Source organism: Bartonella tribocorum CIP 105476 (assembly GCF_000196435.1).
In the GTDB taxonomy this organism is placed as follows: domain Bacteria; phylum Pseudomonadota; class Alphaproteobacteria; order Rhizobiales; family Rhizobiaceae; genus Bartonella; species Bartonella tribocorum.
On sequence record NC_010161.1, the window covers coordinates 299,548 to 317,576 of the forward strand.

16 protein-coding genes are annotated in these 18,029 nt (G+C 39.0%); all 16 read right to left on the reverse strand.

Going from position 1 to position 18,029, the window contains the following annotated elements; all coding sequences use genetic code 11:
• Positions 1–102: 102 nt before the first annotated feature.
• The gene (infB, locus tag BTR_RS01180; protein WP_012230632.1) at positions 103–2,631 is read right to left on the reverse strand and encodes a translation initiation factor IF-2; all 2,529 of its coding nucleotides are present in this window, start codon (positions 2,629–2,631) and stop codon (positions 103–105) included.
• Complete coding sequence (locus BTR_RS01185) at positions 2,628–3,263, reverse strand: RNA-binding protein (RefSeq protein WP_012230633.1); 636 nt, start codon at positions 3,261–3,263, stop codon at positions 2,628–2,630. The genes infB and BTR_RS01185 overlap by 4 nt, the downstream gene beginning before the upstream one ends.
• Positions 3,264–4,895 carry a transcription termination factor NusA gene (nusA, locus tag BTR_RS01190; RefSeq protein ID WP_012230635.1) on the reverse strand — a complete coding sequence of 544 codons (1,632 nt, stop codon included), beginning with the start codon at positions 4,893–4,895 and terminating at the stop codon, positions 3,264–3,266.
• A gap of 47 nt (positions 4,896–4,942) precedes the next feature.
• Positions 4,943–5,569 carry a ribosome maturation factor RimP gene (gene rimP, locus BTR_RS01195; RefSeq protein WP_012230637.1) on the reverse strand — a complete coding sequence of 209 codons (627 nt, stop codon included), beginning with the start codon at positions 5,567–5,569 and terminating at the stop codon, positions 4,943–4,945.
• A gap of 150 nt (positions 5,570–5,719) precedes the next feature.
• Positions 5,720–6,421 (reverse strand): tRNA (guanine(46)-N(7))-methyltransferase TrmB, encoded by a 702-nt coding sequence (locus tag BTR_RS01200; RefSeq protein ID WP_012230639.1) that lies wholly within the window; start codon positions 6,419–6,421, stop codon positions 5,720–5,722.
• Positions 6,418–7,686 (reverse strand): methionine adenosyltransferase, encoded by a 1,269-nt coding sequence (gene metK / locus BTR_RS01205; protein ID WP_012230641.1) that lies wholly within the window; start codon positions 7,684–7,686, stop codon positions 6,418–6,420. Before metK ends, BTR_RS01200 begins: the two co-directional genes overlap by 4 nt.
• Before the next feature lie 125 nt (positions 7,687–7,811).
• Positions 7,812–8,231: a helix-turn-helix domain-containing protein gene (locus BTR_RS01210; protein WP_012230643.1), complete on the reverse strand. Its 420-nt coding sequence runs from the start codon at positions 8,229–8,231 to the stop codon at positions 7,812–7,814.
• 149 nt (positions 8,232–8,380) lie between these two features.
• Positions 8,381–10,015, reverse strand: a complete 1,635-nt coding sequence (gene lnt, locus BTR_RS01215; RefSeq protein ID WP_012230645.1) for an apolipoprotein N-acyltransferase — start codon at positions 10,013–10,015, stop codon at positions 8,381–8,383.
• On the reverse strand, positions 9,978–11,003 hold the full coding sequence (locus tag BTR_RS01220) for a hemolysin family protein (protein WP_012230647.1): 1,026 nt from the start codon (positions 11,001–11,003) through the stop codon (positions 9,978–9,980). The genes lnt and BTR_RS01220 overlap by 38 nt, the downstream gene beginning before the upstream one ends.
• An 84-nt stretch (positions 11,004–11,087) precedes the next feature.
• On the reverse strand, positions 11,088–11,579 hold the full coding sequence (gene ybeY, locus BTR_RS01225; RefSeq protein WP_012230649.1) for an rRNA maturation RNase YbeY: 492 nt from the start codon (positions 11,577–11,579) through the stop codon (positions 11,088–11,090).
• Complete coding sequence (locus tag BTR_RS01230) at positions 11,576–12,709, reverse strand: PhoH family protein (RefSeq protein WP_012230651.1); 1,134 nt, start codon at positions 12,707–12,709, stop codon at positions 11,576–11,578. The genes ybeY and BTR_RS01230 overlap by 4 nt, the downstream gene beginning before the upstream one ends.
• Positions 12,710–12,837: 128 nt before the next feature.
• Positions 12,838–14,214 (reverse strand): tRNA (N6-isopentenyl adenosine(37)-C2)-methylthiotransferase MiaB, encoded by a 1,377-nt coding sequence (gene miaB / locus BTR_RS01235; protein WP_012230653.1) that lies wholly within the window; start codon positions 14,212–14,214, stop codon positions 12,838–12,840.
• Between the two features lie 31 nt (positions 14,215–14,245).
• A complete protein-coding gene (rimI, locus tag BTR_RS01240; RefSeq protein WP_012230656.1) occupies positions 14,246–14,737 on the reverse strand; it encodes a ribosomal protein S18-alanine N-acetyltransferase in 492 nt (163 codons plus the stop codon).
• Complete coding sequence (gene tsaB / locus BTR_RS01245) at positions 14,737–15,423, reverse strand: tRNA (adenosine(37)-N6)-threonylcarbamoyltransferase complex dimerization subunit type 1 TsaB (protein WP_012230659.1); 687 nt, start codon at positions 15,421–15,423, stop codon at positions 14,737–14,739. Before tsaB ends, rimI begins: the two co-directional genes overlap by 1 nt.
• Before the next feature lie 894 nt (positions 15,424–16,317).
• Positions 16,318–17,346 carry a YeiH family protein gene (locus tag BTR_RS01250; protein WP_012230660.1) on the reverse strand — a complete coding sequence of 343 codons (1,029 nt, stop codon included), beginning with the start codon at positions 17,344–17,346 and terminating at the stop codon, positions 16,318–16,320.
• A 49-nt stretch (positions 17,347–17,395) separates the two neighbouring features.
• Positions 17,396–18,001 carry a recombination mediator RecR gene (gene recR, locus BTR_RS01255; RefSeq protein ID WP_012230662.1) on the reverse strand — a complete coding sequence of 202 codons (606 nt, stop codon included), beginning with the start codon at positions 17,999–18,001 and terminating at the stop codon, positions 17,396–17,398.
• Positions 18,002–18,029: the final 28 nt, after the last annotated feature.

Below are 18,029 nucleotides of genomic sequence, written 5' to 3' on the forward strand. Positions count from 1 at the left end.
AGCCCTCTTTTTTTGACCATCCAGATAAGGAAAAAAGAGATATTGTGTATAGAATTCCAATAATTTTTCTCATTTCAAAATAGAGTAAGTTATGGGATTATTTTATAATGTGCGATTAATATGTTCGATACGGAAGGTCTCAATAATGTCTCCTGCGCGCATATCTTCATAGTTTTCAAAGGCTATTCCACATTCTTGACCACTTTGCACTTCATTGACTTCATCCTTAAAGCGTTTGAGTGTTTTCAGTTTTCCTTCGTGAATAACGATATTATCCCGGATAAGGCGAACACCAGCTCCTCGTTCTATTTTACCTTCTGTAACACGACATCCAGCAACTTTTCCGATTTTTGTAATATTAAAGACTTCTAGAATTTCAGCATTACCAAGGAAAGTTTCACGCTGTTCTGGTGAGAGTAATCCAGACATGGCTGCTTTTATGTCATCAACAAGATCATAAATGATGTTGTAATAACGAATTTCAATTCCTTGTGTTTTAGCAAAATCACGCGCCTGCTTATTGGCTCGAACATTAAAACCAATCACAGCTGAGTTAGAAGCTTCTGCAAGAGAAATATCACTTTCGGTAATTCCTCCAGCACCAGAATGTACAACACGTGCACGAACTTCATCATTTCCTAGTTTTTCTAATGCCGAAGCGATTGCTTCAATTGATCCTTGCACATCTCCTTTGATAATAAGAGAAAACTCTTTAACACCAGTGGTTTGCAATTTTGTCATCATTTGTTCAAGAGAACCACGCGAACCGGTTTGTCGAGCAACAGCTTTATCACGTGCTAATCGTTGACGGTATTCAGAAATCTCGCGCGCTTTTGCTTCATGGGTGACAACCGCAAAACGGTCTCCAGCTTGTGGTGTTCCTTGCATGCCCAAAATTTCAATCGGTGTAGAGGGAACAGCTTCTTTGACATGGCGACCATGGTCGTCGATTAAAGCACGCACACGACCCCACTCATTTCCGGCAACAATAATATCAGAAGGATGTAATGTACCTTTTTGAACAAGAACGGTTGCAACAGATCCGCGTCCGCGATCCAATTTGGCTTCAATGACAACGCCCTCTGCCGTTCGCTGAGGATCTGCTTTGAGATCAAGCATTTCAGCTTGAAGAAGGATAGCTTCGAGAAGTTTATCAAGATTTTGACCAGTTTTAGCAGAAACTTCAACGTCCAAAGTCTCACCACCCATCGTTTCAACAAACACTTCATGTTGTAAAAGTTCTGTACGAACTTTTTGTGCATTCGCAGCGGGTTTATCAATTTTGTTGATAGCAACAATGATAGGGACACCAGCAGCTTTGGCATGATTAATTGATTCAATCGTCTGCGGCATGACACTATCATCAGCGGCGACAACAAGAACGGCAATATCAGTAACACGAGCCCCACGGGCACGCATAGCGGTAAATGCAGCATGACCCGGTGTATCAATAAAGGTAATTTTTTGACCGTTTTGTTCTACTTGATAGGCCCCAATATGCTGCGTAATACCACCTGCTTCACCAGAAACAACATTTGCTTTGCGAATGGCATCCAAAAGAGAAGTTTTTCCGTGGTCAACATGGCCCATAATGGTTACAACAGGAGGGCGCGGCTGCATATTTTGAGGATTATCTGTTATATTAAAAATACCTTCCTCGACGTCAGATTCTAAAACCCGTTTAACAGTATGACCAAATTCAACAGCGATGAGTTCAGCAACGTCTGCATCAATAACATCGCCAGGTTTCATCATTTGTCCTTGTTTCATTAAAAATTTAATGACATCAACAGAACGCTCAGTCATACGTTGTGCGAGCTCTTGAATGGTAATCGTTTCAGGAAGGACAACTTCACGAGAAATCTTTTCTCTTGGTTCTTGATTTTGTGCACGCTTAAACTTTTCCTGTCTGCGCCGCATTGCAGCCATTGAGCGTCCGCGTGCACTCCCTTCTTCGTCCAGTGCGCTGTTAAGAGTTAGTTTTCCACGGCGTCGCTCATCAGCCCCTTTGACAATTTTGGGTGCACGTATTTCTGATTTAGCAGGATTAGCACGTCGGCTATGCCGTTCTTCCTCTTGATTTTCATCAATTTTGCGTTTTTCAATCACAGTTGTGTTTTTAGGCACAATAGGAATATCTGTCTTTTCGATGAGGGAAGGATCAGAGGAAACAGATGAAATCGGTACCGTTGGTTTTTCTTCTTCTTGTTTTTGAAGTATTTCTTGTTCTTGAATTTCCTGCTTTAAAATTTCTTCACGCTCTTTAGCGAGTCTTGCTTCTTTTTCAGCTTGTTCTCGCGTTATTTTTTCTTGGATATGGGCTTCTTCCAACGCGCGAAGCCTTGCTTCCATTTCAGCCGATGAAAGATTGCTTTTGGCCATAGCTTCTTGAGGTTTTTTTTCCTCAAAACGCGGTTTAGAGCGCTGGGGTGCCACATGCGGCTTTGTAATAGGCTGCAGGGGCTCAGCTTTTTCATCAGGTCGTGTAATTTTACGTCGTTTGGTTTCGACAACGACAGCTTTTGTGCGACCATGGCTAAAATTCTGCTTGACCGTACTCGTTTCCAAGACAGACCGCTTGAGAGTTAGTGTCTTCTTGCCTGTTGTTTTGTCGTTGTTATTCTCACTCATTGTACTTCCTTCACGGCTTGTGCCGTCATCTCACCGTGCTTACTATGCTTGTCATCACGATAGCTGATTAATTTATATGTTGTTTTGAGAAATCCTTCAGCAGCCTTTGTATCCAATAAGGCTGCATGCATGACAGGATTAGAACCAAAAGCTACACGCATTTCATCACTTGTAAATAAAGATATGGTTTCTATCGTCCGATTTGTTTGTTGTTGTATTGTATGGATGGCCTGTGCAATTTTTCGTTTTCCATCTTCTGTTGTTTCTTTAGCATGAAGTACAAGAATAACTTGACCAGAGCGGATAGCAGCATCAACTTTCGTTGCTCCCATGACAACAGCTCCGGCTTTTCTTGCCATGGAAAGGCTTGAAAGAGCAGCTTTGAGTAAAAGCTTATCAACAATATGCACAAGATTTGGTGCAACCTCAACATCTGTTTTAAAATTTTTATGAAAGGCTTTCTGTTTGATCGCTTTCTCAATAACAGTGTGATGGGCAGAAATCCAGACGCCGCGCCCTGGTAAATTCGCTTTAAGATCAGGAACAATTTGGTTATTGGGACCAATAACAAAACGGATCAGCGTTTGTGCTGAAGCGTTTTGTCGGGTCACAATACAAGTCCGTTCATTCATTTAAAGTGTATCCACATCCAAATCATCTGTTTTTTCATTTTCTGCAGAATTTTCATCTTCTACAGGATTTTCTGCAACAAGATCAGCTTGATCTATCCAGCCTGCTTGTACACGTGCGGCTAAAACCATAGCTTCTGCATCCGCGCGTGTAATGTCAAAAGGGGTTAAAACACCAGAAAAACTCTTTGTTTGACCTTCTTTACGTTCTCTCCACCCAGTTAAATCATCAACGGCATAGCCAGCAAAGTCTTCTATCGTTTTTACACCATCCTCACCCACTGCAACCAGCATAGCACTTGTCATTCCAGGAAGTGTTCGCAATTCGTCAGAAACTCCAAGCTTTTTGCGTTTGTCATCAAGTTCTTTTTCTTGATGTTCAAGATATTCGCGGGCTCGACTTTGAATTTCAGAAGCGGTATCATGGTCAAAACCATCAATAGAAGCGATTTCTTCAAGATCGATGTAGGCGATTTCTTCAATAGAAGAAAAGCCTTCTGATGCCATAACCTGTCCGATCATTTCGTCAACCTCTAAGGCTTCCATAAACAATTTACTGCGTTCAGTAAATTCTTTTTGACGATTTTCAGATTCTTCCTTTTCCGTTAAAATATCAATGTTCCATCCTGTGAGTTGCGAAGCTAAGCGAACATTTTGTCCACGCCGTCCAATAGCAAGGCTAAGTTGATCATCGGGCACGATAACTTCAATGCGTTCAGCATCTTCATCAAGGATGATTTTAGAAACTTCAGCAGGTTGTAGTGCATTAACGACAAATGTTGCTGCATCAGGTGACCAAGGAATGATATCAATTTTTTCGCCTTGTAACTCAGCAACAACAGCTTGTACACGGCTTCCTCGCATTCCAACACATGCTCCAACGGGATCAATGGAACCATCGCGTGAAACAACGGCGATTTTGGCTCGTGAACCTGGATCACGGGCAACCGATTTGATTTCTATAATACCATCATAAATTTCAGGAACTTCCATAGTAAAAAGTTTTACCATAAATTGAGGATGTGTGCGTGAAAGGAAAATTTGTGGTCCACGTGTTTCACGGTGTACATCATTGACAAAAGCACGAATACGGTCTCCATAGCGGAAGGATTCACGGGGAATTAATTCATCACGGCGCACAATAGCTTCACCGCGTCCTAGATCAACGATAACATTGCCATATTCCACACGCTTGACCGTACCAGAAATAATTTCACCAACTTTATTTTTAAATTCTTCATATTGCTGATCACGCTCTGCATCGCGTACTTTTTGTACAATAACCTGTTTAGCAGATTGTGCTGCGATACGTCCAAAATCCATAGGGGGTAAAAGATCAGCAAAAAAATCACCAATTTTCGCTTCTTCTTGACATTTAAGTGCATCGGACAAAGCAATTTCCGTTGTATAGTCTTCAACAACATCAACGATTTTAAGCAGGCGTTGTAATTTAATTTCACCTGTTTTAGAATTGATTTCAGCACGGATATTGGTTTCTTGACCATAACGAGAACGTGCTGCTTTCTGAATAGCATCAGCCATCGCAGAAATGACAATTTCACGGTCGATTGACTTTTCACGTGCAACAGCATCTGCAATTTGCAGAATCTCAAGCCTGTTAGCGCTTGTAGCCATCAATTTTCTCCTTCTTTGTGCCACACGATGGGTATTTCCCAGTGATATTATTTTTTGAAATTGAGCGTCTGTATTGAGTCGGTAGGATTATCTTCAGGAATGAATTGTTGACTTAAATCTTTATTTTTTTTCAATGCATCACGAATAAGCTCATCGGTAAGCACTAAATGCGCGCCTATGATATCACAAAAGGAAATAGAGGTATACATGGCTTCTCCGTAAGCAGCTTTATCAGCGTTTAAAATAAATCCATCTTGCGTGATATTGGTAAGTGTTCCACGAAATTTTCGGCGCCCATCAATGGTTATTTTTGTTTCAATTTTTGCAAGATGTCCTTGCCAATGAAAAAAATCAGATTTTCTTACCAATGGACGATCAATACCAGGAGATGAGATTTCTAAATGATATTTGCGTTCAATAACATTTTCCACATCAAGGAGGGGGGAAACAGTCCGACTAACAGTTTCACAATCTTCTACGGTCAGAGAACCATCAGCGCGTTCGACCATAATTTGAAGTGTTAAACCATTTTGTCCAAGAAGCTTCACGCGAACCAAACGAAAACCTAAAGGTTTAAGCAGTGGTATGACAAGAGCAGCAACCCGTGCCTCGATACCATCTTCTTCAAACAGACGTGGTTCGTCAAGATTGCTTATTTTTTCAGCTTCATTCATACATTTTATCCAAGTTATTTTCGTCAGTTTTATGATATTAAAAAAGAGCAGGTCCAAGACCCACTCTTCATCATAAGACCAAGAATTTAGCTATTGATACTCTTAAATTCAAAATTTTTCAAGTTGTTTATGAGAAAAGCACTTGATCATTTATTTCTTTATAAAGGTGAGATAGGCAGGCGTTCGTCCTTCGCGTAAAGCTTTTGCTTCATAGCGTGTACCTTTCCATAGTGGATAAGGGGTTTTCCAATCTTTGGGATTTTCTGCTTTCCATTCAAAGTGATCATGGTGTGCACAATGATAGAGGGTCCAGTTTACATAACTGTCTATATCACTAGCAAAGCGAAAAAATTTTCCCTTTTTAAGAACGCGAGCGAAACGGTTAAGATTTTTTATATTGATGAAACGTCGTTTCCAGTGTTTCTTTTTCGGCCAAGGATCAGGATAGAAAAGATCTATGCCATCAAGCGAGTTATCAGGGAGCCAATCAAGCAGGTGCGTAGCATCATTATTATAGAGGCGAAGATGATTTTGATGGTGTGTATGCTGTTCAAGGGAAAACAATATTTTTGCCATGCCATTGATAAAGGGCTCGACGCCGATAAAACCGGTTTGTGGAAAATGTTCCATTTCATGGAGTAAATGTTCACCGCTACCAAAGCCGATTTCAAGTCGAATTTTTTTTACTTTGCTTGAAAATAAGGATGTAAGGTTTGAGGGAGGAGGGATATTTAAATCAATATTTAAATTGGGAAGAAGTACTTTTATACGCGTAAGCTGACTGTTTCGCAGCCGCTTTCCTTGTCGGCGTCCAAAAAAGGCTTCACTCTTGTGTGTATTATATTGAATCATGGAATTTTTATCATCGTTTGAAGCGTTTTCACAAGATCAGTTTTTTCCCATGAAAACGAACCATCATGCTTTGGTTTTCTCCCAAAATGACCGTAAGCAGCTGTTTTTGTATAGATTGGTTTATTAAGGTCAAGATGTTTACGAATTCCGGTGGGGGAAAGGTCCATTATTTTGCGAATAGCTGCCTCGATAACCTTTTCATCAACCTTTCCTGTCCCATGAAGATTAAGATAAATCGACAAAGGTTGTGCAACACCAATGGCATAGGAGAGTTGAATGGTGCATCGCTCTGCTAAATGAGCCGCAACAATATTCTTAGCCAGATAGCGTGCTGCATAGGCTGCAGAACGGTCAACTTTTGTTGTATCTTTTCCTGAGAAAGCACCACCTCCATGGGGGGCTGCACCTCCATAAGTGTCCACGATAATTTTGCGTCCTGTTAATCCAGCATCGCTTTGAGGACCACCAATGACAAATTTTCCTGTTGGGTTAATATACCAACTGCATTGAGCTGCAATGGGAATATCATGTAAAGCTTGACGAATATAAGGTTCAACGACTGTGCGAACTTTATTGGAATCCCAACTTTCGTCAAGATGCTGCGTTGAAAGAACGATGGATGTGACCTCTATAGGTTTTCCATCTTTATAGCGTATGGTGATTTGGCTTTTAGCATCTGGTCCTAATTTTCCAGTTTCTCCTTCTCCTTTATGGCGGGCTGCGGCAAGAAGTTTGAGAATCTTATGCGCATAATAAATTGGCGCAGGCATAAGGTCAGGTGTCTCACGGCAAGCATATCCAAACATGATGCCTTGATCACCTGCTCCTTCTTCACCATGCCGATCCGTCGCATTATCAACGCCTCTTGCAATGTCAGCGGATTGAGGGCGCAAAAGAACATCAATTTTAACAGTTTTCCAATGGAATCCTGGTTGTTCATAGCCAATGGCGCGAATAGCATGGCGCGCTGCTGTACGAAAACGCGTAGGATTAATGAGTGGAAAGCCAGTTTCATCATAGATAAATTCTTTATTTTTATCTTTTTTAAAGAGTGTATCAGGAACACGGACTTCACCGGCGATAACAACACGGTTTACACTGACGAGAGTTTCACAAGCAACGCGCACTAACCACGGATCAGTTCCAGTCTTGTGCGCTTCTTTATAGATCATATCAACGATTTCATCGGAAATACGATCACAAATTTTATCAGGATGCCCTTCCGATACCGATTCGCTCGTAAAAAGATAATCTTGATGCGGCATAGGAACTCCTTCAAAAAAGAAAACCAACAATTCAATTAGTTGCCTACTAAAGTTGCTACGGTTTGCCAATTCGACAGCAAATCGTCAATGCGAATTTATATGAACAAGAGAGAAAAAATATAATTTTAATTTGATAGCTTATTTGTCAAATCTTCCTCAGAAAGTGCTTTTGCCAAGTCAATGATTTTTCGACGCACTTTAGCATCAGATATATTCGTAAAAGCCCGCATGAGTTGGATACCTTCGCTGCTAGAACAAAAGTCCATAAAATTGTGATCACTTTCAGCAAAACCTTCTACTTGTTGAGAGGTAAGTCCTTTATCAAAAAAGTAAGAAACAGGAACATCCATAATTTCTGCTATCGCTTGAAGACGACTGGCACCGATACGGTTTGTTCCTTTTTCATATTTTTGAATTTGCTGAAAAGTGATGCCTAATTTTTCACCTAGTTTTTCTTGAGTAAGTCCTAAAATATTACGACGTAAACGGATACGAGTTCCAACATAGATATCTATAGGGTCAGGTTTTTTTCTAGTTTCGGTCATAATGCAACTCTTTAATTTCCAGCACTTTTATTTTAAACCAACATCAGATTTATGCGAAGTTGATTTATCATATAATTAAAATAATATGTAATATTTTTTCCCAATATTACTGGTACACGCAACATAATACCGCACAAGGAGCACTTGAATCATTTAAGCTGTTTTGTAGAACCAAAACCAATACGACACAATAGCATAAGGATGAATAAGATAAAAGTAGAGAAAGTTCTGTATTCATTGCTTCCTATGGGAGTAATGGATGATGGAATTTCTGAATCAATAATGCCCACAGCATTTTGCTGAAGAGCTACAACGATTCGTCCATAAGAATCAATAACAGCTGATATTCCATTATTGGCTGCTCGTATGAGGGGGATTCCCAGTTCAATGGCACGAAGCTGTGCTTGTTGAAGATGTTGATAGGGGCCTGGTGTTACACCAAACCATGCATCATTTGTAACATTAATGATTGCTTGAGGTGGGGAACCTTTAAAAGTCATTTCATGAGGAAATATTGCCTCATAACAAATCAAGGGCAGATAAGAAAATCCGTTTGGCATGGTGATAGTTTTGCGCACATGTGCAGCGCTATATCCACCAATATTATCAGCGAGAATACGCAATCCAATTTTTTTCAATAAATTCTGATAGGGAAGATATTCACCAAAAGGGACCAAATGAAGTTTATCGGAAGTGTGTAAAATATTACCTTGAGCATTAATGACTGCAATTGTATTAAAATATTGTGTTTGGGAGTGAGAAAGATCATCACTGGCGCGTATTGCTCCGATAATAGCCCATTGTTTAGGTTTTAAAAGAGAGGCAATGTGCATTGTGACAAATGAGTTATCATAGAGAAGATAAGGAACAGATGCTTCGGGCCATATGATAAAATCAGGTTCTGGATTTTTACCAGTTATTGGTGTTGCACTCAGATGCATATGTGCTTCCAACATAGCTTCTCGTGTATTATCGCGCAATTTTATATTTTGTTGGATAGAAGGTTGAACAATACGTACCCAATAATTTCTTTTTTGATTTTCAGCTGTATTCTCTATTGTATGGAGACGATAAAATCCAAAACCACTATGAATGAATATAAGTGCTAAGCAAAGAGAAAGTGCTGTTTTCTTTTTTTCATCCGTGAGTAAAACTGTTGGCAAACTGTAGGTTAAGACCGCAAGAATATTCATTCCGTAAAGTCCCACGATGGCATCAGATTGCATGAACATCGGGGTTGGCATAGCTGTATAGCCAAGAGTATTCCATGGAAATCCTGTGAATAAGAACGCACGCAACCACTCGGCCAATCCTAATGCAAAGGCTAAAACAAAAAAGCGTGCTATTCCTTTTGTCCATAATAAGCCGACAATGAAACCAGAAAAAAACCAATAAAGAGAAAGGTAGAGAGGGGGAAATAAAATGGCGAGTGGGACTGCCCAACCAAAAGAATCTGGATCTGTCAACAAAGCATTGCAAAGCCACCAAAGTCCGCAAATAAAATAACTAAAACCAAAGGTTCCACAGCTTAAAGCGTAGGTAAAAAAAAGTTTTTTATTGTTTGGAGAGGACTGTATCGAGTCAAGTAAAACAATAAAAATAGGAAAAGTAAGAAAGCAAAGAGGTGTTAAATAAAAGGGGGGAAGTGCAAAGGAAGTAAGAGCGCCACATAGAAATATCCACACCTGCCTCTTCCAGCCGGTAACAGAGGACAAAAAAGCGATAAAATTGTTGAAAAATGCTTGATTATTCTTTAAGGGAGGCATTATTTTCAAGATTCTCATTTTCTGGAATGCGAAAAATGCGCAACCGCTTAATTCGACGTTTATCAGCTTCTAAAATGCGAAATTTATAGCCAGGAACAGCTTCGACAACTTCACCTTTTTCAGGAATACGATCAAGAATGGAGACAATTAAACCACCAATAGTATCAACCTCATCACCATATTCTCCTACGATAAAATCAGGTCCAAGAGCTTTCTCCACATCTTCTAATTCGGTTCTTGCATCAACGAGCCATTTATTGTTGTGTTCGCGTACGATAGCATTGTCGACATGATCATGTTCATCTTCGATATCCCCAACGACTAATTCAACAATATCCTCCATTGAAACAAGACCATCTGTTCCCCCATGTTCATCAATAACTAAAGCCATTTGTGTTCGTGTGGTTTGCATCCGTGTTAATAATTTGCTTGCAAGCATAGAACTGGGAACAAAGAGAACGGTTCTGATCAAATCTAATTCACCGATTGGGGTATGTAAATCTGTATGATTTAATTGAAGCAAATCGGATTTCTGTTCAGTTTTTGTAGGGTTTATAATAAAGCGAGTCATATAGTTAAGAATATCGCGGATATGGATCATGCCACGCGGATCATCTAAAGTTTCGGCATAAACAGGTATGCGAGAATGACCAATTTTTGCAAAACATTTAAGGGCTTCTCCAAGTGAAGTGTTTATTTCCAATGCTTCAATTTCAGAACGCGGTATCATAACATCATCCACGCGCGCTTCACGCAAGCGTAAAATATTATGCAACATCGTACGTTCTTCAGGTGAGAAGAGGGCGGTATCTTTTTCATTGTTAGTCGCAAGTGCAACGGTAAGATCGTCGCGCAGTGACGTAGATGCACAATGACGCCCCCGTAAGAATGAAAACAAATGATTCATTAGGGAATATTTTTCTGTATGATTTGTCTGTTGAGAGGGGTCTTTTTCATTATTAGAAGATGTTTGACTGTCATTTTGTGCATTTATTTTGTTTGTCATGGTTTTAAAATCTTCTAAACTTTCTTTTTATAATAGGTGAATAAGAGGCTTTAAATGGTATGCTCGTCATATTGATGTTAAAAGTTAAATTTTATCATTTATAGATAACTCAATATAAGGATCTTTTATGGAGAGCTTTTGAAGGATTTCTCTTTCGAGCTTTTCCATTTGATGTGCTTCATCATCGGTTTCATGGTCATAGCCAAGCAGATGCAAGATACCGTGAACGATCATATGCGTTAGATGGTCTTGAAATGTTTTTCCTTGTTTTTCTGCTTCAAGAACAACAGTTTCTCGGGCAATAATAATATCACCCAGCATGGGACCAGGAGGATTTCCAGCTTTAATTGGGAAAGCAGGAAAGGATAATACATTGGTGGATTTGTTTTTACCACGCCATTGTGCATTGATTTTTGCCATATGTTCATCATCCGTAAAAAGCAGACTAATCTCACTTACAACATTTTCTAATGAAACATGATGCATTGCCGTCGTTAATGCTTTTTCGGTGATATTATAAAGCATTTTCTCATCATTCCACCCTGCGTCTTTAACCATTATATCAATAATAATCATGATGAATCAAATTCATTTTTTAATGTATCGCACGCGAGTGATTTTTTCTCATTTTGCATGATAGAATCACGATCATAAGCACGAACGATAGCAGCAACAAGCGGGTGGCGTACAACATCTTTTTCATCAAAGCGCACAATTGTGATATTTTCTACATTTGAAAGAATGCGGATTGCTTCAATAAGACCCGATTTTTGCCCTATAGGCAAATCAATTTGGCTTACATCACCGGTAACGATCATACGGGTTCCTTCTCCAAGACGTGTGAGGAACATCTTCATTTGCATGGGGGTCGTATTTTGTGCCTCATCAAGAATAACAGCGGCATGGGCAAGTGTTCGCCCGCGCATAAAGGCGAGAGGAGCAATTTCTATGACACCAGAAGCTAAAATACGTTCTATTTTTGCAGCAGGTATCATATCATAAAGAGCATCGTAAAGTGGTCGTAAATAGGGGTCGACTTTTTCTTTGAGATCACCGGGAAGAAACCCCAGATGTTCTCCAGCTTCAACAGCCGGCCGTGAGAGAATAATTCGCTCAACGATACCACGTTCTAGAAGCATAGCAGCATGAGCAACAGCAAGATACGTTTTTCCTGTTCCTGCTGGTCCTACACCAAACACAAGTTCAGTATGCTCCATAGCGCGTATATAAGTATCTTGTGTTGGCGTCCTTGCATGAATTATTTTTTTATGGATACTCAACTGTGCTGGTATACGTTTGGCAGATTTTTGTGTTATGGTGCCTTCTTTCTGCTTCTGTGATATAGTTGCCATAGCAATTGCTCCTTTTATATCTGATAAAGTGAGCTCTTGATGTGTTTTTGCACGTTCATAAAGCTGCTGCAATACATATCGCGCTCGCTTTATGACAGAAATATTTCCATGGATTAAGATCTCATTACCACGTGGATGAATACTAAGTTTAAGTTTTTTTTCGATATAAGTAAGATTTTCGTCAAATTGACCAAAAACTGCTTTTGCATATTTATTATTTTCGAAAATCAAAACGACTTGGCTTGTCTCTGAAGCGCTTTCTTGTTCCAAGGGGGCAATTTTTTCAATGTCAGTATTTATTTTTTCAGTTGAAACTTTCAGTCTATTCTCCATATCGACATAAGTATTAAACATTTTTTTGAGTAAACTTTATAAAAGACAAATTTTCTTTCATAAAAATTCACTCTCTAGATGTAATCATTTTCTTTGAAAATAAAAGAGTTTTCAAAATCTTTATTGTAAACAAGATAGTAGAGACATATTTATCTATTTGTCATTTCACCGACAAAACTATTTGAGCTTGCATTTTTAATATGAATTTCTACCACGCTACCTGTAGAGGATTCTGTATCGACGACAACAGGTAAAAGCCAAGGGGAGCGCCCCACCATTTGCCCTGAATGACGTCCAGGTTTTTCGATAAGAACATCCGTTTTTTGTCCAATTTTAGAACGTAAAAATGTATTTTGTTGTTCAAGGAGAAGAACTTGTAAATGTTGAAGCCGAGCATCTTTTACAGATTCATCAACGTGATTTTTCATGGTGGCCCCTACTGTTCCAGGACGGGGGGAATACTTAAAAGAATAAGCTGAACTGTATTGTACTTGTTGAATAAGCTTAATGGTTTCTTCAAAGTCTTCATCTGTTTCACCTGGAAACCCTACAATAAAATCACCTGAAAAGGCAATATCTGGCCGTGCCGCTCGAATTTTTTCGATAAGATGAAGATAATAAGAGCTTTTGTGCTGGCGGTTCATGGCTTTTAAGATGCGATCTGAGCCTGATTGAACAGGGAGATGAAGATAAGGCATTAACATATCAAGATCTCGATGCGCGGCAATAAGGCTATCATCCATATCACGCGGATGGCTGGTTGTGTAGCGCAAACGTTTTAAACCATCTAGTTTGGCAAGATGATAAAGAAGATCACCAAGCCGCCAAGTTTTGCCATCAGCACTTTGCCCATGCCAACCATTAACATTTTGTCCAAGCAGCGTAATTTCTTTAACACCAGCTTCAATGAGTTGACGCGCTTCTTCGGTAATTTGCTCGACGGAGCGGGATATTTCAGCACCACGCGTATAGGGAACAACACAAAAAGTGCAAAATTTATCGCACCCTTCTTGTACTGTTAAAAATGCACTAACACCCCGTTTTCTTACAGCGCGTTTATTATGAGGCGGCAAATGAGCAAATTTATCTTCAACAGCATAATCTGTTTCGATAATCTTTTTGCCTTGTTTGGCTTTTTCTAACAATTCTGGCAAACGATGATACATTTGCGGACCAATGACAAGATCTACTATTGGAGCACGGCGCAAGATTTCACTTCCCTCAGCTTGTGCAACACAACCCGTTACACCAACTGTCAAGGGTTTATCCGGTGTTCGCTCTTGACGCATAACGCGCAAACGACCCAAATCAGAATAAAGTTTTTCTGCTGCTTTTTCACGAATATGACAGGTATTAACAAGAATAAGATCGGCATCATTTGGCGTTTGTGTTGTCACATAGCCTTGTGAACTGAGACTATCAGTCATCCGTTGGCTATCATAAACATTCATTTGACATCCATAGGTTTTAATAAAAACTTTTTTAGGAGCAACAGGAGATGTGTTTTTAGGGTTTACTTTATTCATAGTGCTTGTCTAAATGTTTTTTACATAAATCTCAATCTATTTGCTTAAAAGTTTTTTGCATAATAATTGCATCACCGCGACCATTTTTTGACGGGTAGTAAGCTAGACGTTCAGAAATTTTTTGAAATTCAAAGCGTTGATAAAGATTTAAAGCAGAAAGATTTGTGGATTCTACTTCCAAGAATAACTTTATAGCGCGCTTATCCTGAAGATAGTGAATTGTATGATCAATAAGTAAGGTACCAATTCCTTGTTGACGATAATGAGGATGGACAGCAATTGTGATGATTTCTGCTTCATCAAGAATGAGACGGCATAGGCAGAAGCCTAAAATTTGATCAGAGTGATCAATGAGAAAGACTTTGTACCCAAAGATAGAGTGATCTGTTAAAAAAGTATCAAAAGCTTGTTTTCCCCAAGCTGGGGTAAAACAATGTTGATGAATTTGGTGAAGAGAAGCACTATCATTAACGTGTAGTGGAGCAATTCCAAGATGCTTTTTTGTCAATGAAAATTTAAACATTATTTTTTTCGTGGTAACGCGAAATTGGTTTGTTGTTTTGCATCAGCGCTGCGTAGATAGAGGGGGCGAGGCGAATTTTGTGGTTGTTTGTTTGCAGCAAGATAAGCATAGTTCACAATATCCGCTGCCTCACAAGGGATTTTTTCTAGGATAATTTTTTCGTTTATTTTATGGTTTTCAATATGCTGCATAACGATATCAGCTGCTGGACCAATTAGTTGGGTTTTTTGAGGCAAGTCTTCTAGGATATTTTCAATTGTTTTTAATCCTGGTTCTCCCAAAGGTGTGAGATCCTTATGGAAATTTTGATGGTAGAACATCTCTCTGCCTGCTTCAATGACAACAGTAATTGCTGATGCAAGATTTTTACGGGTTGTGACTTGTGCGGCTAAAGCTTCAAATGCACTCACTCCAACAGCTGGTATTTCAAGTGCTAATGCCAAAGCGCGTGCTGTGGCAACACCAACACGCACACCGGTAAACGACCCAGGTCCAACATTGACCGCAATACGCTCAACTTGATCAAGCGTCATATTGGCTTGTGTCATTATTTGTGTCATCTGCCCAATAAGTCTTTCAGCATGTCCTTTATTCATGCGCTCATTAAGACGCGCAATCACAGATTTATGATGAATGAGTGCAACAGCACAATAAATTGAAGCAGTATCGATAGCAAGAATAAGCATAAAAATATCTTAATTGAATAAGGCGATAGACAAAAGGTATCTAATGTATTTTTAATCTTTTTTATTGTCGTATAGTTCATTTGTAAGAAAGTTGCTAGTGCCAATAAGCAACAATATCTTGTTATGAATAGGACGAGGTGTTGATTTGATTCCTATTTGTTTTAGTTGTCATAAATTGATTGATCATGATAATTTATTATTTCTATGTTCAATAAAACCCTAAAAAATTAAATCCTTGAACATTATAAGATTTTTTCATTTTAAGCCCATAAATCAAAACCATTTTCTTATATGTCATAAGCAGAGTTGGTGTATGAATAAAATTACTTAAGAAAGGATCATTTAAATGCAAGAGCTATTCAACATTGGGAGCTAGAAAGAGTATGATGCTACCGACTTGTTGCTTCACAAGCGTAAAGATTGGGCTGCACAATAGATTTTATAAACGTTATGGAGAATTTTAATGATATTATTCACGGCCCTCATCGTGAAAGGCGGGGGACATGGGCTTTGAAAAGTATTTTTTTTAACACATACATGAATGTGGGACATAAATATATTTTTGTTTTGGTCGTTATGTTCTTCTTAAGAGGTGCGATTTCATTAAAGAGTATATTCTATCAATTTTTTATAAAAAATTTAGCTTCATAAGAGCAGAAATAAAAGAAATAGAACTGTTTTGATACTCTTCCATTGTAAATCATTATGGACGGAAAAGCCGATTGAAAAAGCCATTTTGATAGTTTTTACTGAGTATCACAGCTCTTTCAATTTTTGTATAAAATAATAAAAAGGTTTTTAGAATTTTTGCTGGTTTTATGAAAGAGCTGATTTTAATATTGTCCATTCCCTGGATTGATTGTATGCTTCATTGAAAAAAGAAACAACAATATTTCAAAATGCTATATGATTTAAATCGTTCAATTGTATCATGATAAGGCTACAAATACCGAGAATAATTATAGAGCAGGATGAAGCCAAAATAACACGCCATCCCGCTTTTTTTAATGAGCGAATATCAACGCCCAGTCCTAATGCGGCCATCGAAATGACCGTGAACAATTGAGCAATAAATTTGATAGAATTGAGAGTTGTTTCGGGGATAAGATTGCTTGAGCGCACCAGCATCATCATAATAAAACCAATAATAAACCATGGAACGAGAGTATGTAAGCGAAAGCGTGTTTTTGCTGAGCGGCGATAGATGATTGAGAGAGCAAAAATAAGAGGTCCTAACATGAGAACGCGTACCAATTTCACAACAGTTGCAATTTGAACACTGGCAAAAGAGACAGATGCGGTTGCTGCTAAAACCTGTGGTACAGCATAAACAACCATACCGGCAAGCACACCATATTGGTTGAATGACAAATTCAGAAGTGGCTGTGCAAAAGGGAGAAATAAAATAATAAGAACCCCTAAAAGAGCAGTAAAAGCAATTGATGCAGCTATTTCTTCATGTTTTGCTTTAATAACAGGAGCTACAGCAACAATGGCTGAGTTCCCACAAATAGCATTCCCGCAAGCAACAAGCATGGCCAAATGCATAGAAAGTCCGAACAATCGACCAATGATAAAGCTAAGAATAATTGTTACAAATATAACGAATACGATGCTTGCAAGCAAACCCCAACCAGCGGAAAGAACGGAATGAATACTAATGCTTGCTCCTAGAAGGACAATAGCAACTTCAAGAAGTGTTTTGGCACAAAAAGTTATACCTTTTTGAAAATATGTTGGCATCCTAAAACAACTACGGGTAACAGATCCTAAGAGAATTGCTAAAACAAGACTTTCAAGCCATGCTTGCCCCAAAAGCTGTTTTTCTAGAACTTCTAAACCATACGCTAAAGCTGATATGAGTAAACATACTAAAATACCAGGACCAAAGTTATTTAAAAGTGAGAGGTTTTTCTTTAGCATTTGAATATTCCCCCATCATTGAAGAGCTAAAGGTTAAGATGAAAAAGTTTTAAAGATTTGTTCTTGCTTGTACAGCCGCTGCTAAAGTTCCATCATCAAGATAATCGAGCTCGCCTCCTACAGGAACACCATGAGCAAGTCGCGTAATTTTGACTGGAAAATTGGAAAGCTGATCGGTGATGTAGTGAGCGGTTGTTTGTCCTTCGACAGTCGCATTGACAGCAAGAATAATCTCCGTAATTGGGTTTTGTACAACACGTTGTATTAAGGTGGCAATGTTAAGCTCGTCAGGACCTATTCCATCTAAAGGTGAGAGTCGTCCACCCAATACATGATAACGTGCGGCTAAAGTTTTTGCGCGTTCAAGAGCCCACAGGTCAGCAATATCCTCAACAACAATGATTGTTGTATCATCGCGTCGCGAATCTGTACAAATTGAACAAGGATCAATGGTATCGACATTGCCACAAACAGAACAAATGCCGACTTTTTCTATAGCGGCTTGTACTGCCGCTCCCAAAGGTTCCAGTAAAGTTTCCTTTTTCTTAATAAGATGAAGCGCAGCACGACGTGCTGAACGCGGACCAAGACCTGGCAACCGTGCTAAGATTTGAATGAGACGTTCAATCTCAGGTCCTGCAATGTATTTAGACATATATTTTGTCCCATGAGAAAAAAACGTT